This is a genomic window from Rheinheimera sp., assembly GCF_030690345.1.
Taxonomy (GTDB): domain Bacteria; phylum Pseudomonadota; class Gammaproteobacteria; order Enterobacterales; family Alteromonadaceae; genus Alishewanella.
In genome coordinates, this window is sequence record NZ_JAUYGV010000008.1 from 521742 (window position 1) to 541711 (window position 19970).

Here is a 19970-nt window from a genome sequence, read left to right on the forward strand (position 1 = left end):
AGTGCTTTTTCACTATCTTCTTAATCAATTAAGTTATATGCTTTTGCCATTGTCGGCGAGCGTTTTTTGCCTTATTTAACAATGTAACATTAAAGGAAGCCAGCATGCTTGCAGTTATTGGAGAGAATGTGGTTGATATGCTACCCGGCACGGATGGTCTGTATCGCCCCTGCCTGGGTGGCTCGCCGTTTAATGTTGCTATTGGTGCGGCGCGACAACATATAGCCGTGAGCTATTTGTCGCCACTATCACAAGACCATTTTGGCCAACAGTTTGCCCGCTATCTGGCCGACAACGGCGCCTGCTATGGCTTGCCATTTTTCAGCCCGGCGCCATCATCGCTGGCCATGGTCAGTGTGGATGCACAGCAGCAACCACAGTACAGCTTATACCGCAGCGGCATTGCCGACCGCGCTGTCAGCGCAGAGCAGCAAATTGCCGCCTTACCCGGCAACTGCAAACTGTTGCACCTGGGTTCGCTGGCGCTGGAGCCACAAGACGCGCCGCGTATCCGCGCAGTATTGCAGGCAGCTGCGGCCAGGCAGATTTTCATCAGTGTTGATATTAATGTGCGGCTAAATGCTGTATCAGACGTTACAGCCTACCGCGCCTTTTTGCCTGAAGTTACCGCGCTAAGCCAGTTTATTAAAGCCAGTGATGAAGACTTACAGTTGTTATATCCGCAGCTTAGCACCACCGATGCCCTTGCCGCCCTGCGGGCCACTGCGCCCACGGCCTTAGTAGCGCTGACTGAAGGCGATAAAGGCGCAACCCTGCACTGGCAGCAGCACCAAATCAGTCTGGCAGTAATTCCGGCCACACCCTTTGTCGATACCGTGGGCGCCGGCGACACCTTCTGGGCCAATTTACTGGCTGCTTTGTTACAGCTGGGCTTGCCGACCGCAGCACAAATAAGCGCCGCACAACTAACGCAGTGTCTGCAGCAAGCCATGTTAGCCGCCAGTTTAAATATCGCCCGCCAGGGCTGTAACCCACCCAATAGCGCTGAACTTACAGCAGCGTTATTGCAGTTACAAACCGCTAAAGATTAAAGCCCACTGCTGCGTGCTACGCGCTTTGCTATGGCTTGCTGTAATAACGCCGGGTTGGCGCAAAGCAGGGTAAATTGCTGTTTAGCACGGGTAATGCCGGTGTACAGCAGCTCGCGGCTAAGCAACGGGCTGTTATCCGCAGGCAGCACTAAACAGCAGTGATTAAACTCCGAGCCCTGCGACTTATGCACCGTGATGGCAAAGGCGGTTTCTACTTCGCTTAAACGACTCGGCAATACCCACTTTAAGCTGCCATCAGAGAGTTGAAACACTACCCGTAACTGGCCGCTCTGCGGGTCTTGCAGCGTAATGCCGATATCACCGTTCATTAAACCTAAGCTGTAGTTATTGCGCTGCATCATTACCGGCCGGCCGGCGTACCAGTGCTGGCGCGCGTCAATTAAGCCGGCACTACTGAGCCAGGCAGCGATCTGCTGGTTTAGCCCTTCCACACCCCAATCACCGCTACGCAGCGCGCATAACAGCTGAAAGCGGCTGTAGCAGCCCAGCACAGCGCCGGCCCATTGTTCGCGCCCGCTCTGTGAATTGTCTGCACTTTGTTGCATCAACTGCAAATATTGGCGGTAGCCGGCCACTACGGTGGCTTTTAATGCCTCAGGCGTATTACCGGCTAATAGCCTGATATCGTCAAACTGTGTAAATAGCGCAGGGGCCTGAATATCACCGCGATTGACTGCGGCAGCCAGCTGGCCAATGCCGGATTTGCTGTCAAAACGATGGCTGCGGCGCAGCATGACGGTGGCCTGATTTAACACGGTGCCTTCACCTTGCCAATCAGCCAATGGCACTTCTGTAAAGGGCGTAAGCAGCGCCAGGGTATCGCTGCTATAGCCGCCAACATCCGCACCACGGCATAAATCGCCCAGTACCGAGCCGGCTTCTACTGAGGATAATTGGTCTTTATCGCCCAGCAGCACCAGTTGCGCGTGCTGCGGCAGCGCGGCTAACAACGCCGCCATCATTTCCAAATCGACCATCGAGGCTTCATCGACCACCAGCACATCCAGTTGCAGTTGGTTTTGCTGGTTATGCTTAAAGCTGCGCCGGTTTGGCAGCGCGCCGAGCAAACGGTGCAAGGTGGTAACTTCAGTAGGTATTGCCACTGTCAGCTCTGCCGGTAATCTGCTTAACGCGCCGCTAATCGATTCAGTTAGCCGCACCGCCGCCTTACCGGTTGGCGCAGCCAGTTTAATATTCAGCTCACGCTGTTGATTAAGCGCCGCCCCCTGTTGCAACAGCGCCAGCAGTTTTACTACTGTGGTAGTTTTGCCAGTGCCCGGGCCGCCGGTAATAATGGCAAAGCGCCGCTGCAGCGCCATAGCGCAGGCCAGTTTTTGCCAGTCCGGCTCAGTTGGCGCTGTTGGTGAGGTTGGCGGGAATAACTCATCCAACTGCGTGTTAACATCCGCCGCCAACGGCAGCACCGTGCCAACCCGCTGGTTTATCTGCTGCTTTACCTGTTGCTCGGCCTGATACAGCCGGTTTAAATACAAGCGCTCGTCGGCCAATACCAGCGGCGCGCCGGCTTCCCCTTGCAGCCAGGCGCTTTGCGCCAGTGCAGCGCGATAATCCTGCAGCGTTAAGCTCTGCAACATGGCGGAGGGCCGGTCACTAAAGCGTTGTAAAAACTGGTTTTGCGGCGGCAAACTCAGCAGGCCGTCCGGGTCGTTAAGTAAATCCTGCAATAAAATACAACTGTGGCCACGGCCATACTGATGACACAATAAAGCCGTAAGCAGCCAAACCAAAGGATTAGGCTCGGCGGCAAGCTGATGCAGGGTTTGCGGTAACTGCGCATCTAAGGCCCGCAGCCAGCGCCGCTCAGTCCAGCGCTGCAGCAGCGCCTGCATCTGGCCTAAATCTGTCAGGGCGCTGTTGGATGTCGTCGGCTGTTGCCCGCTGTTTTGCTGAGCAAATAAATCAAACTGCATAATCAGTCTCCGGCGCTACCGGCTCGCCGGCAAATAAGGCGTCCAGTTCAGTCAGTAATGTCAGATCCGCATTCAGCGTAAACTGGCCCTGCTCTGGCGCGCGGATAAACCAGTACAGTGCGCCACCAATAAACTTTTGCGGCGCCTGCAGATAGCCGGGTTGGCGCAGTTTTAACAACCGGTGCAGCGCCAACATATACAGCGCCGCCTGCACATCGTAGCGCTTGTCCAACAGCACCTGTTGCATGCTGTCCTCGTTATAGCTGCTGCTCTGCTCGCCCAGCCAGTTCGACTTATAATCCAGCACCCAATAGCGGCCATCACTCCCTTGCAGCGTTAAGTCGATAAAGCCTTTTAACATGCCGTTTAGCGTATCGGGCAGCAATGCCGGCCGTGGCAAGCCGGGCAGTATGGCGCCGGTTATCAACGCATCAAGCTGCAGTACGTTGACGGCACAGCTTTCTAGCCAGAACTCCAGCTCGGCTTTTACCCGGGTTAATTGCCTCAACGCCAGTTGCACGCCGGACAACGGCGTCTGCAGCATCTGTGTCAGCCAGCTATGCAGCACCGGTTTCCAACTTAACCAGTTATGCTGGCTTAAGCTGCGCTGCAGCAACTCAGCAATAAAGGCATCATCACAATGGGCAAAGCCCTGTTGCTGCGCATCTTCCAGTAATTGGTGTAAAAAGGTGCCGGGCACAGCACCGCGCGGAAAATCGTGTATTGATAGCTGCTGCTCGCTGTAGGCGGCCAGCTCGACGGCTTCTTCCTGCAACAAGGCATCCAGCGCGGTATCAGCAGCCAATACTGCTGTCGTCTCAGCTGCCGGCTTATTACCGCTGCGCAGTGCCGAATAGCTGGCTATCCACCAATGCTCACGCTTTAACGGCGCGTTAAGCGTAAGGGCCGCCGTTAACTGCGTGAGCTGCGCTGCCGGCGTAAATGCCGAGAAAACCGACAAGGGTTGACGCTGCCACGGCAATGCTGCCAGCGTCTGCTGTAAGTCTGCCAGCGTCGGCTCGTCGGCCACGCCAAGCAGATAACCGACAGCACTTTGCGACAGCTTACTCTTTTTCGCCGCACCTTCGCTAAACAGCGCAAGCCCCAACCAGCAGGCATATACCGGCCGCGTTAGCGCCACATACAATAAGCGGATATCTTCCAACAGCCGTTCACGTTCGGCCTGCTGCAATGCCGCGTCATCCGGGGTTAGATCCAGTACCATTTGTGTGCCGTTAAAATAGCGCTGCGGCTGGCCTTTTTTGACATTTTTAAAGCCACAGATAAAGGGCAAAAACACCAGGTTATATTGCAGGCCCTTACTTTTATGAATAGTCACCACCTGCACCAGCTGTTGATCACTCTCCAGCCGCAGTTGCTGCTCATCGCTGCTGGTCGGGCTCTCCAGCTGTTCGGCCAGCCAGCGTACCAAGCCGCTTTCGCCGTCGCGTTGCTGGCTTTCGCTTTGCAGCAGCTCCGCTAAATGCAGCACATTGGTTAAGCGCCGCTCGCCGTGGGGTTGCGCCAGCCATTTCGCCGGCAGGGCAAAGTAATGCAGCCAGCTGCTTAGCATCGCCAATACGCCTTTAACGCGCCAGATCTGGCGAAACCCGCGTACTTGTTCGGTCAGTTGCTCCCAGGCCTGTTCATCATTCAGCCACAGCTGTAACTGCGCATCGCTGTTGCCGGATAACGGCAGTGCCAGCGCCATGCGCAGCAGGTTTTCATCTTCCGGCTGCTGGCAGGCCCGCAGCCAGCACAATACGGCGCTGGCCTCGACAGTTTGAAAAATCGATTCGTTGTCGGATAAATACACCGAGCGCACATTGCGCGCAGCCAACTCGCGCCTTACCAGCGCCGCTTCATTTTTATCACGCACTAAAATGGCTATATCAGCCGGCTGCAACGCGCTAAAGCTCTGATCACTGCCAAAGCTATCGGCGCTGCTAAAACCTGCCTTACCGGCTTTGGCTTGCTGCAGTAAATTGGCAATTTCATCAGCACAGGCCTGTGCCATCAGTGCCTGATAAGCGCCTTTTTTCAGCTGTGCGGCATCGGTGTCCGGTAAATAGTAATTCACTGCAGGCAGCACAGTGTCGGCCAGCACTAACTGCTGCGCTTTACCCTTAGCCTTAACCGGCAAAAACGGCAGCGGCGTAGTCTCGCTGTTGCCAAAACCAAAGGCGCCCTGTTGTTGCTCCGCCCGGGCAAATAGCTGGTTTACGCCGTCAACCAACGCCGAGGTAGAACGGAAGTTAGTGCCCAGGCTGTAATGGCGGCCCACGGTTAAACTGCGGGCGCTCAGGTAAGTGTGTAAGTCGGCGCCGCGAAAGCTGTAAATTGCTTGTTTGGGATCGCCGACCATGATCAGGCCGGTATCGCGGCTTTGCACATCGGGGTAAATGGCGCGGAAAATAGCAAACTGCAGCGGATCGGTATCCTGAAATTCATCGACCATCGCCAGTGGATACTGGGCACGAATGCGCTCAGCCAATACCGCACCACCGTCGCCCTGCAGCGCCTGATGCAGCTGCAACAATAAATCGTTGAAATCCAGCTCTGCGCGTTGGCGTTTCTGTTTGGCAAACTCATCGGCTAACCACAGCGCCGCATGGTGGCGCACCGCCAGAGCCAGCTCCGGCTTGGCCGCCAGAAGCGCCGCGCTTTGGTTAAATAACTCAAATAACGCATGGCTGACCAGCGGCTGGCCTTTCTTTTGTGCCGCTGCCAGTTTTTCGCCGCTGAATTTTTGCACCATAGCAGCAAAATCGGCCTCGCGGCTATCCAGCAGCTGCGGCTGTGCCAGGATGCTTTGCCACCATTGCCGTTCGGCGCTCCAGCTGGCGGCACGGTATTTAGTGCCGTTTAACCAGCCGTTGGCGTAGGCATCGTCCAGCAACGTCAAGGCATCGGCCGTCAACGCCTGCTGCAGCTGCCGGCAGTGGCTATCGAGCTCAGTTTGCCATTGCAGCAAGGGCGCAGCCGCTGCTGCCGGGCTTAACGGTTGTGGCAAGGGCGCACCGGCGGCATTAAAGCGCAGGTTTACTGCATCGGCCTGCAGCCAGGGCCGCACTTCGCTAAGCAGGGTTTCCGGTGTTTTGGCAATAGCACCCAGCGCTTGTAGCACGTTAGCATCAGCCAGCGGATATAAAAAGCGGCGCCAGTAATCACAGGCCAGCATATGCAACAGCTGCTGATTATCATCGCTCAGCGCTTCACCAAAGCGCATGCCGGAGTCAAAGGCGTGCTCGGCCAACATACGCTGACACCAGCCATGAATGGTAAAAATTGCCGCTTCGTCCATCCATTCGGCTGCGCTGCTTAACCGGGCAGCGCAAGCAGCAAATTGCTCTGATGGCGTATCAGCCAGTAAGCGGCGTAAAAATTCATCCTCTGTGCTACCCAAACGAAACGCCGTTGCCGCTTCAACCAGCCGGGCACGGATACGATCTCTAAGCTCGGCGGTGGCAGCGCGGGTAAAGGTTACCACTAAGATTTCCGGTGGTAATAACGGCCGGCTAAAGCCTGCGCCTGAATCAGCACTCTCGCCGGCTGGCGCAGCACCATGGCCCAACACCAAACGTAAATACAGCGCCGCCAACGTATAGGTTTTACCGGTACCGGCGCTGGCTTCAATTAACCGGCTGCCATGCAGCGGGAAGCTTAGCGCGTCTAAGGCTTGTACATCGCTCATGCGTCAGCCTCCTTGCTGCTACTTTCTGCCAACGGTGTTTGCAGCAGCGGGCCATACAACTTTTGCGCCCAATCGGCAAAACCGGCCTGCAGTAAACTGGCAAAATCGGGGTAATAACGCTGCAGCTCCGGCGCGCTTTCTACCTCGCCGGCAAAGTTATAGCCGCCTTCAAACAACTCGCGGCATTTGGCTTCATCCTGCGTCTGCACAAAGCACAGTGCCGTTTTCGGCAGCAGCGGCAGCGGCTGCGTAAGGCCCTGCTGCCAATACTGTACTAAGGCGTCTAACTGCGCAGCGGCAATGCTTTGCTGCTGCGGCAATAACTGCACCGCATCATCCAGGCCGTATTGATAAGTGCTCAGCACTTCGCCACCGGCATTGGCGGCCAGTTGCTGCAGCCAGGCACTGCGCAGTGTATGCCAGCGCAGCTCACCTTTATTGCGAATGGCAGTGGGCCTAAGCTGCAGCAGTGCCAGTTGGCCGGCCGGGCTTTGGTAGACATTTGTCAGGCTGTCACGCAGCACTATACCGGCCGGGTTCAGCTCAAGCAGCAGCGGCGTAGCGCGGCGCTGCCAGTCGATACCGGTGGCGCGGTAACGGGCAAACACTACGTTGGCTTCGCGGCCAATCTGCGCGCCGGTTAAGCTGCCAAACAATGCCAGTGGCAGTTTGGCTTCACGCGCCAACTGCGCCATAGCAGCATCAACATCCAGCTGCGGTTCAGCCAGCAGCTGCTCAAGCAACTGCTGTTTTAACTGATACAGCTCCAGCGCATTTAACACAAAGGGTTCGGCATCCTCGCTGGCCGGTTCGCTTTGGTAAAACCGGGTTTTAAAACGCTGCTGTAAATAGTGCCGGCACGGGTTAGCGAGAAAATCATCCAGCAGGCGTAAGGTCAGTAATGGCAGCTCCGGCTGCACGCTGCTGTTGGCAACTATTGCCGGCATGGCCTCATGTGCAGCCTGCCATTCATGGGCATAAGTAGCATAATCGCCGTTAAAATACAGCCGCGAGAAAGGCTGCAACGGGTAGCTGTGACACAAAGCCTTTGAAGGCTTTTTGCCCTCAGCATGCTGCCAGCCACTATCGAGCAGATCCAGTAGCTGGTTTAACAGTACGCTGGGTGGAAGCTCGCTGTTATTGCGGATATCGCGGCCAACCCAGCTTAAATACAAGGCCTCGCGCGCGCTTAGCAGCGCTTCTAAAAACAGGTAGCGGTCATCGTCACGGCGCGAACGATCGCCCGGGCGGTAGTCGCCGGCCATTAAGTCAAAGTCATCGCGCATGCGTGAGCGCGGGTAGTCACCGTCGTTCAGGCCGAGCAAATAAATGCGTTTAAACGGAATAGCCCGCATCGGCATTAAGGTAGAAAAGGTTAAGCTGCCGGCCAGAAAGCGCTGGCTTAAACCACTGGCGCCGGCTTGCTCCAGCCAGGCATCACGCAGCACCGCCAATTGCACTTCGCCGTTAAAGTCGCCGCTGTGCGCCGCGCTGACTAGCTGCGCCAGGCCCTGGCTTAAGCGGGCGTATATCAGTTGGTCTTGCTCGTCGCTAAAATCAAACAGGCTGTGCAGCAGGCCGTTATCGCTAAGCAGTAACTGCTGCCAGTTTGCCAGCTCACGCGCGCTGTGCTCAGCCAGCAGCAGATGCCAGCGTTTTAATTGCTGCACAAACTGCAGCAGCGGGCCAAGTTCGGCAGCGGCCAGTCCGGCCACTTCGGCATAGGGCGCGCAGCCCTGCCATAGCGACACATCACCAATGGCAAAACCGAGCAGCATACGCTCAATGGCAAACATCCAGCTATAACTGTTACCGGGCGCGGCCAACTCCAGGCTGGCGCGCTGCTGTGCATCCAGCCCCCAACGCACCCCGGCTTCGGTCAGCCACAGCCGTAGCTGCGGCAGTGCTTCGCTGTTAATGCCAAAGCGGCGCTGTATTGCCGGTACATCGAGTAAATCGCACACTTCACTTAAGCTAAAGCGCTGGCCGGGTAAGTCCAACAGGTATTCCAGTGCCAGCATCAGTGGCTGGCTGCCGCGCAGGCTCTGATCGGCCAAGGTGTAAGGCAAAAAACGCACATCGTCCTGCGCCAGGCGGCCAAACACCGCATGCACATGGCTTTGATACAGGCTGATATCCGGCGTCATAATAATCACATCGCGCGGTTTTAGCGCCGGGTCGGCAGCAAAGGCGGCGATCAGGTTGTCCTGCAGAATCTCCACCTCGCGCTGGCGGCTGTGGGCGATATGAAAGCTGATGCTGCTGTCGCCATCGACTAATTGCCGCGCCGGCTGCGGCGTCGGGTTTAGCTCGAGAATATCCTGCTGCAGCTGTGCCAGTAATGGTAGTTGGCTGATATCGCTCACCGGGTCGGAGAATAAATCGATACGGCCGTTAAACCAGTGCTGATAACGTTCGCTTTGATCAAAGCCATCCAGCAGGCTGATATAATCACGGCCCTGCTTAGCCAAACTGGCCAGCAGCACCGGCGCATGCAAATACAATGCATCGGTATCCAGCACCGGCGGTAAGCCCGGTTTGCGGCCATGGCGCCGTTGTGCGGCGCGGATCTCATCTTTAGCGTGGGTAATATCGCCCCAGAAATGCCGGCACGGGTTAAGCACGGTTAGCAGCACCTGGCGCTGCGCGCCGAGCGCCGCCAACAGCTCTACCGTTTGCTGCGGCAGTGACGACACGCCAAATACTACTATGCGATCGGGCAGCAGATCAGGCCGTTGCAGCTTACCCTGCTGCAGCGCGGTTAACGCCATGGTATGCACATCGGCACGGCTGGAAAACGCCAGCTCACCCACCACGCTGGCTAACTGGCTTTGCAGTAAACGCCACAGCGCCGGTTGCCACAATTGGTCGTCCGGCACCTGCTGTTTTTTGCTGTTGGGTAACATGTTTGTGCCACTGCGCCAGCTTTGCAGCCAGTCGGCGCGGTACACCTGATACTGGTCAAATAAATCGGCCAGCCGCAGCGCCAGCTGATAGCTTTTACGGCCGTCGCTGTCGTCTTGTAAATAGCGTTGTAACGGCTGATACACCGCCCCAGTTAACTGCGGCAGCAGGCCCAGCAGACGCCAGCTTAAATTGATTTTGTCGTACGGCAGGCTGGTCGGAATGCTGTCGCCCAGCACAGCGCGGTACAGTTGCCAGACAAACTGGTTTGGCAACTCGACTTTTAAACCGGCGGCAATACCAGGGTGGCCGTTGGCGGTTTCAGCCAGCGCCATCTTCAGCCACTGCGCTATACCGTTACTTTGCACCAGAATTTGCTCTGTGCCCAACACCGGCACAGGCTGTTTGCTAAGCCACTGTACTAACAGCTCGCGCAGCGTTTCCAGCTGATTGGCGTGGATCACAACAAAACCGGGCTCTGGCATCGACTTTCTCAGGCAAAATACTATGCCGGCAGGTTAGCACAGCGGCCCGGGTTTGAGAATGCGCAGCCGGCCGGTGTGGCACAGCCATTTTGCATCCGGTACCAGATAGCACTAGTATTGGCCAATCAGGCTGGCAAGACAGCACAGCTACTGCGGAGAAAACATGGATTTAACAGCCAAGCCACGCAAAACACTGATATTTATTTTAATATTGGTTTGTGCCGGTTGCGCCGCCCTGGCCAGCCTGGATTTAGACAAACAATACGGCAAGGCCGCAGCAAGCAACCGCGCAGTACCTGCCGGCGACGACCTGCTAAGCGATCATTACAACCAGCATATTAAACCGGTTATCGACGCCCGTTGCGTGGTCTGCCACGCCTGTTATGATTCGCCCTGCCAGCTGAATATGGCCTCCGCCGATGGCATTGAACGTGGCGCACACAAAGAAAAAGTCTACGATGGAGCAAGGCTGCTGGCCGCTACTCCCAACCGCCTGTTTACCGACGCCTTTGGCACCGCAGCCTGGCGTGAGCGCGGCTTTTTTCCGGTATTAAATGAGCGCCGACAAAGCCCGCAAGCCAATACTCAAGCCTCAGTACTGGCGCGCTCCTTGCTGCAAAAGCAGCAATATCCGCTGCCTCAGGGCGATATTCTGCCCAAGCCGTTTGATTTCAGCCTCGATCGCAGCCAAAGCTGCCCGACTATTGAAGAATTTGACCACTACGCCCAAAGCCAGCCGTATGCCGGCATGCCTTACGGCCTGCCGGGTTTAAGTAGCGCAGAGCATAATTTATTACTGGATTGGTTAAAGCAAGGCGCGGCAATGCCGGATACTCCGGCGTTACCGGGCAACGAACAGGCCGAAGTAGCCAAACTGGAGCAATGGCTGAATGCCGGTAACCTGAAGATGCAGCTCAGTGCCCGCTATATTTATGAGCATTTGTTTACTTCTCATCTGTACTTCAGCGCCTTGCATGCAAAACAACAAACCCCGCAGTTTTATAATCTGGTACGCTCAACAACCCCGCCCGGCACACCGCTTGAGGTTATCGCCAGCCGCCGGCCGTTTGATGACCCGGGCGTAAGCCGGGTGTATTACCGGTTGCAACCGGTGCAAGCCAGCATCGTAAACAAAACTCATCAACCTTATGACATTAACGCTGATCTGCTGGCCAAATGGCAGCAATGGTTTGTTGAAGCGGATTATCAGGTCAGCACCTTGCCGGGCTATCAACCGGAGGTCGCCGCCAACCCGCTTACCGCCTTTGTGCAACTGCCGGTCACAGCGCGCTACCGCTTTATGCTGGAGCGCGCCGAAAACACTATTATGGGTTATATCAAAGGCCCGGTATGTCGCGGCCAGGTGGCACTAAACGTTATTAACGATCATTTTTGGGTGTATTTTGTCGAACCGGAGATGGCCGGCGCAGCTGAAGTTGAAGCGTTTTATTTGTCGCAACAGGATAATTTGCGCTTGCCGGCGGAAAAAGAAAGTACTGCCGGGGCATTGGGCTGGGTGGCTTTTGCCAAACGCCAGGGCAAGTATTTACGCGCCCGCAACGACTTTCTTAATACGGCATTACAAGATGGCCGCCACCTGACATTAGACAGTATCTGGCGGGGAGATGGCAGCAACCCCAACGCCAGCCTGACGGTATTTCGCCACTTTGATAACGCTACCGTAGTTAAAGGCCTGCAAGGCCAGGCACCGAAAACTGCCTGGGTGATAGATTACGCCCTGCTGGAACGTATTCACTACTTATTGGTAGCCGGTTTTGACGTATACGGTAATTATGGCCATCAGTTAATGACACGGCTGTATATGGACTTTTTACGCATGGAGGGCGAGTCTAACTTTCTGGCCTTGTTACCACCGGATACACGCCGGCATGAATTTAATGCCTGGTATCAAAAATCCGGCCCCGAGCTGACTAAATTTATCGAAGGTGATATTAATCCCTTCCATCAGCCCAGCGGTATCAGTTACAGCACCGGCAATCCTAAAGCAGAGTTGTATCAGTTATTACAACAGCATCTGGCTGACGTACAACCGCAGCGTTATCAACTGAGTAACAGCAAGTTGGCCGCCAACAGCAAAGCCTTGCTGGCACAGCTGGGTAAAATCAGCGGTCACGGCGCAGCCATTCTGCCGGAATTAACCATGATAATGCTCGAACCGCAAAGTGGTGCCACGCCAGAGCTGTTTACCCTGGTTCGCAACAGTGCGCATTACAACGTCAACAGCCTGTTTGCCGAACAACACAACCGCAACCCGGCGCAGGATAATATGACCTTAGTGTACGGCCTGCTGGGCAGTTACCCCAATGCGTTCTGGCGGGTTAAAGAAGCCGATTTAGCCAAGCTGGTGGCGCAGGCGGAGCAAATCAGCAGTGAACAGGATTACAAAACACTGCTGGATGATTTTGGCGTCAGGCGCACTGCCGCCGACTTCTGGGCTTTTAGCGATCAGCTTAACCAGCAGTTTATGCGCCAACACCCGATAGACAGCGGTTGGCTGGACTATAACCGGCTGGAGAACAGGTAACCGCACCTGACGTAAAACAACCGCAACCGGCCGGCGCCGGCTGCGGTTTAAGCTAATTGCTGCCGTAGCAGCACGCCGCTTTACACGCGAAAATGGTTGATTAATTCGCTCAGGCTTTGCGCCAAACGCGCCAACTCGGCGCTGGATGCCTGGGTTTCGTTGGCGCCGGCTGACGTCTGCACCGATAGATCGCGAATATTCACCAGGTTGCGGTCTACTTCGCGCGCCACCGTGGCCTGTTGCTCTGCTGCACTGGCAATGGTCAGATTTTGATCACTGATTTGGCTAATCGCCTCGGCAATCAACTGCAGTGCCTCGCCGGCCTGCTGCGCAATCTGCAGGGTTTCAGTTGCTTTACCGCTGCAGCTGCTCATACTCTCTACCGTGTTATGGGTTTCAGCCTGAACGGCATGCATCATGCGCTCAATTTCTTTGGTCGACTCCTGCGTCCGGTGGGCCAAAGCGCGCACTTCATCTGCCACTACCGCAAAGCCACGGCCACTGTCGCCTGCCCGTGCAGCTTCTATTGCAGCATTTAACGCCAGCAAATTAGTTTGCTCGGCAATGGCGCGGATAACATCCAGTACAGAGCCGATATCTTTCACCCTGTCGGCAAGCTTTTCAATGCCCTGGCGCGAGGATTGCAGCTCGCCATCCAGCGCCTGAATGGTATGGATAGTGTCGTTGACCCGCTCTTGTCCCTGCCGTGCTTTATCATTGGCTATTTCGGAATCACGCGATGTAGACGCCGCACTGCGCGCCACTTCTTCTATGGCTGTGGTTAGCTCGGTAACCGCTGTCGCGCCCTGCTCCAGCTCTTCACTTTGTTGATGTAAAGTACGGCTGGATTGCTCAGTTACCGCGCTCAGCTCTTCAGAGGTGGCCGCCAGTTGCGATGACGAGTGATTAATTTCATGTACGGTCTTGCGCAATTGTTGCTGCATTTGCGCCATGGCGCGGATCATTTCACCGGCTTCGTCCGGCTCATCATCTGCAAAGCTTTGGTTAAGCTCCCCCGCGGCAATTCTCTGGCTGATTACTACCGCCGCCGACATTGGCCGCACTAAACTGCGGCTTAACATCAAGCCCAGTGCAACCGCAAGCACTACTGCCAGCACCACTATGGCAATCATATTGCTGGTCGCAAGTTCGATGCTGTGCTTGGCACTTTCAGCTTGCTGGTGTGCCGTTGTTTGCTGGTAGGTAGCTACCGCCGTCAGTGCTTCGGTTACTTTGCGCGCTACTTCATTGATGCCCTGATGGCGAAATTGCTCTGCCTGCTCTGTCTGGCCCTGCTCCATTAAGGCCAGCAACTGCCGGTGCAACTGGTCATATTGCTGTTTAGCCGTCACAGCCTGGTTAAACACAGCGCTGCCGGCTGCTGTTTTGTGAAAGGCCGCCGCACTGGCTTCCGCCTCGCTGTATTTGCGCATAGCGCTTTGTAATGTCGCCTGCGCCTGTTGCCGGTCTGCGGCCGAATGAGCGTACAGTACATTAAGTGTGTACAAGCGCATCAGCAAAAACTCACGGTTCATATCTCCCACCAACAACGAAGCCGGCAGGCGGCGGTCGGCGATATTGTGCAAATTAGCTTCCGTTTCAGAGAAACGGTACATTGCCACCCCGCCCACTATAATGCTGAGTGACACCATTAACGTAAAAACTGCCGCCAGCCGCTTACCTATCTTAAGCTTTCTTAACATAACTGCGTCATCCTGTTGTTTTTTATATAAGCTTTATAAGCATAGGCGGCGATATGGCATAGATAAAGTAGGCCAGGCTGCATATAAGCTGCTGCTGCCGGTTAGCGAATATTTATATTTACTGAACTTGCACAGCTGTTATAACGTAAACCAAGTTAGGTGCAGTTACCCCCTTTGGCAGTAACCTGACAAGGTTGCCGCCAGCTATAAGCAGATAAAGGAAGCCAATAATGAACATCAATAAACTCACTTACAGCACTACCCTGGTGGCGGTTAGCGCTTTACTGTCAAGCGGCCTCAGTGCCGCCGGCATGCCACAACTGAAAGGTAACGAAGTGCTGTGGCTGCTTAATCAGGTCAACCAGTTAATCAAAGTAAACCCGTCAGCACCGGCTAAAATACTGGAGCAAAAAGCCCTTACCGGGCTGGCTGAGGGTGAAACCCTGCAAGGTATTGATTACCGCGTAGCCTATGGTGTGTTGTTCGCGTTATCAGATAAAGGCCAGTTGTACAGTGTTAATACCGGCAGCGGTGAGCTGACAGCAGTAGGTACAGCTTTACCGGCCGGCACCTTGCAACCGGGCCAGTTTGGCTTTGACTTTAATCCGGCTGCCGATCGCATTCGCGTTGTTAATGACAAAGGCCAGAACTTACGCCTGCATCCGGTAACAGGTGCGCTGGCATCAACCGACCCGACATTACAGTATGCCAAAAGCGATGCGCACTATGGCAAAACGCCGGCTATCGCGGCAGCGGCTTACACTTACAATCAGCAGGACAGTAAACTCACCACTAACTACGCCATCGACAAAGCCAGTGGCAATTTACTGACCCAAGGCACCCTAGAGGGCAGCAGCCAGGCGGTATCACCCAATACAGGGCAACTGTTTACTGTAGGTAGTCTGGGGTTGGCAGCACTGCAACAGGTCTCCTTTGATATTTCTGATCTGAAAAATATCGGACTTATCGCCGTGAGCACCGCCACAGAACCAGCCAGTACTTTGTACCAGATAGATTTAGCCAGTGGCAAAACCAGCAAACTGGGCATATTGGCCGATGGCAGCGCGCTGGCAGGTATCGCCATTGAGCCTTAAGCTGTTGCGGGCCCTGCTGACAGCGGCTTGCTTTCTGCTGCCGCCGCTGACACCGGCGGCACAGTTACAAGTGCAGCTGCAGCACAGCAGTGGTAAGCCGGTAACGGATGCGGTGGTGTTTCTTGAGTCTGCTGCGGCTTCAGCCGCTGTAACCCCTGCCGCCACCGCTAATATTATTCAGCGCAACACCACCTTTATGCCGGAAGTGTTGGTTATTCCGCGCGGTACAGCAGTAACTTTCCCCAATGAAGATACCGTGCGCCACCATGTGTATTCGTTTTCTGCCATCAAGCAGTTTGAAATTAAGCTGTATGTCGGCACGCCAACCGAGCCGGTAGTGTTTGAGCAAAGCGGCGTAGCAGCGCTGGGCTGTAATATTCACGACCATATGATTGCCTGGGTGGTCGTGCTGGACACGCCCTACTACAGCCGCAGTAACAGCGACGGCCTGGCGGTGTTAAACGACGTACCACCGGGCGACTACAGCTTACGGGTATGGCATAAAACCTTATTGTCTGCCGCCGACGTACCCAGGCTGCCAATTACTATAAACGCCACTAACGCCGTGCAACAGATACAGCTTAAGTAACTTTTAACCCAACATCAGAAAACGATGCGCCGCCGCACCGGCTTTAACTCCGGCAGCTGCCGCCAGCATACCGTTATGCATAGCGCTGGCCATATCACCGGCGGCGAATAAGCCGGCGACCGAGCTGTGCTGCATAGCATCGGTTTTAATGTAAGCGCCCAGCGGCCCCTGTTCCAGCTCACAACCCAGTTGTTGCGCCAGGGTGTGGCCAAAGGCGGTTTTCGGCGCCACATACACCACCTTTGCCGGCACACGCCGGCCATCTGCCAGCAGCATATGGCTGATATCAAAACCGTCACCTTCCACCGCCGTTACCGCGCTATGCTCCAGTGTTACGCCGCGCCGTTGTAACAGCGCCAGTTGCTCCGCATCCGGCATAAACACTCCCTGGCTGAAATAGGTTACCGGGCCCCAGTCCGGCAAAATCGCCGCCTGATGCGCTGACGCCCCGCCGGTGGCAATTACCGCTATCGGCTGTTGACGAAATTCATAACCGTGACAATACGGGCAATGAATTACCGACTTGCCCCAGCGCGGCGCCAAACCCGGTACATCCGGCAAGGTATCGGTCAGCCCGGTGGCGAGGATCAATGCCTTGCTTTGATAGTGCTGCGCAGTTTCATCACGGACAGAAAAACAACCATCATCCTGCTTTTGCGCACTGCTCACCCGGCTTTGGCGGAATTGCACCGTAGGGTACGCCATAAGCTGTTGCCAGGCCCGGCCGCGCAGCTCGCCGGGCTCAGCGCCATCGGCAGCAAAAAAGCCATGCGACTGCGCCGCAAAACGGTTACGCGGTTCACCGGCATCAATCAGCAGCACCTGGCGCTGGCCGCGCGCTAATTGCATTGCAGCAGACAGGCCGGCAAAGCTGCCGCCCACTACTATTGCATCCCATATCATCTGAGTACCTCACTTTTTCTGTTAAACAGGCAACTTACGAAACATCATAAGTTACATAAAAAGCGAAAACAACTCTTGTAACATGAAAAGTATCTTAAAATTGCGCTAGAATAGCTGCCACTACAGCGCCGACAGAGTAAAAAATGAGAAAAGACAGCCGTTTATCGCGCATGCTGCACGTGCTGGTACATCTGCACCAGTTGCAACACGCCGTTACTTCAGAGCAACTGGCGTTAATGCTGCATACCAACCCGGTAGTAGTACGCCGTACCATGGCGTTGCTGCGTGAACAGGGCTACGTTAGCGCGGTAAAAGGCCATGGCGGCGGCTGGACCTTAGCCAAGCCACTGCATAAGATCACCTTGCTGGATATTCACCGCTCACTCAGCGAAAGCACCTTATTTACCATCGGTTTAACCGACGAGCACAATAACTGCCCGATAGAAAAAGCGGTAAACCTGGCGATTGACGATGTATTACAAGAAGCTGAAGCCCTGGTACTGCGGCGCTTTGGTGAGGTTACGCTGGATAAGCTGGCCGCCGGTTATATCCCGGCCGGGTAAAACAACGGCAGCCGGGCGGCTGCCGTGTTACATTTTGCTTTGAGCTGTTATTGCGGCGTAAGTGCCTTAACGCACAATCTCCATTTCATCGAGTAAGTTCTGCGCACCGTCAACATACTGCATCAACCACAACACATAGCGGATATCGACATGAATAGCGCGGGTAATGTCCGGGTTAAAGTACCAGTCTTTGGTGATGGACTCGTAAGTGGAATCAAAATTCAGCCCCACCAGCTCACCTTTGCCATTCATTACTGCCGAACCCGAGTTACCGCCGGTGGTATCAGCGCTGGATAAAAAGTTTACCGGTACCGAATTAAAGGCTTTCACTTCAGCTTGCGGGCAACCGGCAATACGACACAGCCAGCTTTGCTGTGGTTTAGCGGCTAAATCGGCGTAGTAATAACCGTCGGTATTGCCGTTGTTGTAAGCATCCACCAGCGACTGCGGCAGGCTGAACGGATAAGCATCTTGTCGCTTGGCAATTAAACCTTTTACTGAGGTAAACGGCGTTTTGTACACGCCATCTTTCGCCGGGTAACCGTCTACCGTGCCGTAGGTAATGCGCAGCGTACTGTTGGCATCGGGGTAAACCGGTTTGCCCTGGCTGGTGTTATAGGCAATAATCGCTTGCATATAAGCCGGACGTACTTGCGACAGCTGACCACTTAAGGTTTTCTCTTCCAGCTCCAGCGCTTTATTTTTTGCATAAATCGCTACTGCGACTTTGATAAAAGGGTCGTCGCTTTGGGCAAATTCAGCCGGGGTTTTACCCAGCCAGGCTTTACGGCCGGCAGTGTTGGTCAGCTGGCTTTGTGGGTATAACGCTGCCAGCTTCGTGCTGATTTGCGCCAGGCTCATACCCGGCGTTAAACCCAGTGCAGCATCCAGCTCGCTTACCCGCACGGCGTCAGGCTGGGCCAGGTATTCTGCCAGTTGCTCCGACCAAATGGCTAAATCCATGCTGGGATGAAAGCTTTTTTCCAACCGTGTTAAACGGCTTTCAATCATGCTTAAATCGCGTTGCTGATAGCCCATATCGCGCTGTGCGTCCGGCTTCTGGTTCTCTATAGCCAAACGGTGCAGCAATATAGCCGCCTGCAACATGGCGCTGCGTTTAGCATTGTCAAAATAATAAGTTTGCTGGCTATACGCCTGCTCTGCGCTAATTACCTGCGCCAGCTCAGCAATACTTTGCTGATATTGGCTGCGACTGGCATCATTGCCAATCCAATCGCGCAATGCTTGTTCTTGCTGCTGTTTAATGGCGTGAATATCGGTCACTTTAAAGCCGTCCAGCAAGCCCTGCAGTTTCTTCATCCGGTTGTTCAGGCTTTTTACCGTAGAGGCATATTTTACTTTTAGATCCGCATCTTTGGCACTTAAGCTGTCAATAGTATTGATGATCTGCTGATAGGTTTTCACCTGCGCCGGATATTGCCAATCGGCAGCAAAGGCTATTTCGTCCGCTAAACGGTACCGGCTGGTGCGCCCCGGATAACCGGCCAGCAAAATGCCGTCACCGGCCCGTACGCCATTGGCATTTACTTTTAAGTAATGCTTGCTTTGGTACGGCACGTTATCTACCGCATACGGCGCTGGCTTGCCGTCTTTGCCGACATAACCGCGCAAAAAGGTGTAATCGCCGGTATGGCGCGGATATTCAAAGTTATCAATATCGCCGCCGAAATTACCTATAGCTTCACTTGGTGCATACACCAGCCGCACATCCTGCAGCATTAGCTGCTTGATCTGAAAATACTCCAGGCCATGGTGAAAACTGACTACCGAACAGCGGTAGTTAGCATCTGACTCGCAGCTTTTAATCAGCGCTTTGCGGTTCGCCTCAATCGCTTCATGCCGTTCAGCACCGGTCAAATCAGCCGCCAGTGCACCGGATACCTGTGCGGTAACATCGGTCACCGACTCAGTGATATATAGCCGTTCCTGGGCACCGGCCGGTAACTCTTCGCGCATCGTTTTGGCTAAAAAGCCTTTTTCAATCAGATTATTGTCTTTGGTCGAATTATTCTGAATGGCGTTATAACCACAGTGATGGTTAGTTACCACCAGGCCATTAGGCGAGACAAAAGACGCCGAGCAATAGCCAAGGCTGACAATGGCACTCATCGGATACTGGCTTAAATCGGCCAGTTGTTTACCCGGAATGTCGATGCCTTTGGCCGTGAGTTCAGCTTGCAGTTGCGCCAGCTGATGCGGCTGCCACTGGCCTTCATCGGCAGCGGCGGCAAAGCTTAGCCCCAGCGCAGCTGCCGTTAGCAGAAATTTTGCGTTCATAGTAATTCCGTGGAAGATGTTATTGTCGTTTTAAGTCGGGCTAAATTATCCATGTTAGCGGCGCTGGCGCAACCGTGATCGGCTCAGTGCGTTGTATTCACGTTAAGCTGCGGCTGCAAGGCGCTGACAGCCGGGATAAATTACGTTAACCTGACAGCAAGCTGCAGATAATCTTCTGCCAAGTATAA

General features: G+C 54.8%; 11 protein-coding genes. 5 read left to right on the forward strand and 6 right to left on the reverse strand.

Translation table 11 applies throughout. The features are described from left to right. The first annotated feature begins 104 nt into the window (after window positions 1–104). Window positions 105–1052, forward strand: coding sequence for a PfkB family carbohydrate kinase (locus tag Q8O77_RS17350; RefSeq protein WP_305556263.1), 948 nt, complete (start codon window positions 105–107; stop codon window positions 1050–1052). On the opposite strand, the gene recD is transcribed toward Q8O77_RS17350, so the two are convergent. From recD to recC, 3 genes are read right to left on the reverse strand one after another with little or no spacing between them, the layout of a single operon-like run. Beyond that, complete coding sequence (gene recD, locus Q8O77_RS17355) at window positions 1049–3004, reverse strand: exodeoxyribonuclease V subunit alpha (protein WP_305556265.1); 1956 nt, start codon at window positions 3002–3004, stop codon at window positions 1049–1051. The two genes, Q8O77_RS17350 and recD, sit on opposite strands and share 4 nt — an antisense overlap. Further along, window positions 2994–6698: an exodeoxyribonuclease V subunit beta gene (gene recB / locus Q8O77_RS17360; protein WP_305556267.1), complete on the reverse strand. Its 3705-nt coding sequence runs from the start codon at window positions 6696–6698 to the stop codon at window positions 2994–2996. Before recB ends, recD begins: the two co-directional genes overlap by 11 nt. After that, a complete protein-coding gene (gene recC, locus Q8O77_RS17365) occupies window positions 6695–10087 on the reverse strand; it encodes an exodeoxyribonuclease V subunit gamma (RefSeq protein WP_305556270.1) in 3393 nt (1130 codons plus the stop codon). Before recC ends, recB begins: the two co-directional genes overlap by 4 nt. 163 nt (window positions 10088–10250) lie before the next feature. Here recC and Q8O77_RS17370 point away from each other — a divergent pair, with 163 nt between their 5' ends. Beyond that, a complete protein-coding gene (locus Q8O77_RS17370; RefSeq protein ID WP_305556272.1) occupies window positions 10251–12632 on the forward strand; it encodes a fatty acid cis/trans isomerase in 2382 nt (793 codons plus the stop codon). Between the two features lie 80 nt (window positions 12633–12712). Here Q8O77_RS17370 and Q8O77_RS17375 read toward each other — a convergent pair whose 3' ends face one another. Continuing rightward, window positions 12713–14335, reverse strand: a complete 1623-nt coding sequence (locus Q8O77_RS17375; protein WP_305556274.1) for a methyl-accepting chemotaxis protein — start codon at window positions 14333–14335, stop codon at window positions 12713–12715. Between the two features lie 230 nt (window positions 14336–14565). Between Q8O77_RS17375 and Q8O77_RS17380 the strand changes: the two genes are divergently transcribed. Both Q8O77_RS17380 and Q8O77_RS17385 read left to right on the forward strand, forming a co-directional pair. Then, the gene (locus Q8O77_RS17380; protein ID WP_305556276.1) at window positions 14566–15429 is read left to right on the forward strand and encodes a DUF4394 domain-containing protein; all 864 of its coding nucleotides are present in this window, start codon (window positions 14566–14568) and stop codon (window positions 15427–15429) included. Beyond that, window positions 15419–16018, forward strand: coding sequence for a methylamine utilization protein (locus Q8O77_RS17385; protein ID WP_305556278.1), 600 nt, complete (start codon window positions 15419–15421; stop codon window positions 16016–16018). Before Q8O77_RS17380 ends, Q8O77_RS17385 begins: the two co-directional genes overlap by 11 nt. A 3-nt stretch (window positions 16019–16021) precedes the next feature. Here the strand turns inward: Q8O77_RS17385 and Q8O77_RS17390 are convergent, their stop codons facing one another. Beyond that, window positions 16022–16921 carry an NAD(P)/FAD-dependent oxidoreductase gene (locus Q8O77_RS17390; protein ID WP_305556280.1) on the reverse strand — a complete coding sequence of 300 codons (900 nt, stop codon included), beginning with the start codon at window positions 16919–16921 and terminating at the stop codon, window positions 16022–16024. Between the two features lie 143 nt (window positions 16922–17064). Here Q8O77_RS17390 and Q8O77_RS17395 point away from each other — a divergent pair, with 143 nt between their 5' ends. Continuing rightward, the gene (locus tag Q8O77_RS17395; RefSeq protein ID WP_305556282.1) at window positions 17065–17484 is read left to right on the forward strand and encodes an Rrf2 family transcriptional regulator; all 420 of its coding nucleotides are present in this window, start codon (window positions 17065–17067) and stop codon (window positions 17482–17484) included. 66 nt (window positions 17485–17550) lie between these two features. On the opposite strand, the gene Q8O77_RS17400 is transcribed toward Q8O77_RS17395, so the two are convergent. Further along, the gene (locus Q8O77_RS17400) at window positions 17551–19782 is read right to left on the reverse strand and encodes a S46 family peptidase (RefSeq protein ID WP_305556285.1); all 2232 of its coding nucleotides are present in this window, start codon (window positions 19780–19782) and stop codon (window positions 17551–17553) included. Between the last annotated feature and the right edge of the window lie 188 nt (window positions 19783–19970).

What these genes read in the sequence shown, in the direction of transcription:
- recC (WP_305556270.1), bottom strand. Translation starts at nt 10,087, where the DNA reads ATGCCAGAGCCCGGTTTTGTTGTGATCCACGCCAATCAGCTGGAAACG.
- Q8O77_RS17380 (WP_305556276.1), top strand. Translation starts at nt 14,566, where the DNA reads ATGAACATCAATAAACTCACTTACAGCACTACCCTGGTGGCGGTTAGC.
- recB (WP_305556267.1), bottom strand. Translation starts at nt 6,698, where the DNA reads ATGAGCGATGTACAAGCCTTAGACGCGCTAAGCTTCCCGCTGCATGGC.
- Q8O77_RS17370 (WP_305556272.1), top strand. Translation starts at nt 10,251, where the DNA reads ATGGATTTAACAGCCAAGCCACGCAAAACACTGATATTTATTTTAATA.
- Q8O77_RS17375 (WP_305556274.1), bottom strand. Translation starts at nt 14,335, where the DNA reads ATGTTAAGAAAGCTTAAGATAGGTAAGCGGCTGGCGGCAGTTTTTACG.
- Q8O77_RS17395 (WP_305556282.1), top strand. Translation starts at nt 17,065, where the DNA reads ATGAGAAAAGACAGCCGTTTATCGCGCATGCTGCACGTGCTGGTACAT.
- recD (WP_305556265.1), bottom strand. Translation starts at nt 3,004, where the DNA reads ATGCAGTTTGATTTATTTGCTCAGCAAAACAGCGGGCAACAGCCGACG.
- Q8O77_RS17400 (WP_305556285.1), bottom strand. Translation starts at nt 19,782, where the DNA reads ATGAACGCAAAATTTCTGCTAACGGCAGCTGCGCTGGGGCTAAGCTTT.
- Q8O77_RS17390 (WP_305556280.1), bottom strand. Translation starts at nt 16,921, where the DNA reads ATGATATGGGATGCAATAGTAGTGGGCGGCAGCTTTGCCGGCCTGTCT.
- Q8O77_RS17350 (WP_305556263.1), top strand. Translation starts at nt 105, where the DNA reads ATGCTTGCAGTTATTGGAGAGAATGTGGTTGATATGCTACCCGGCACG.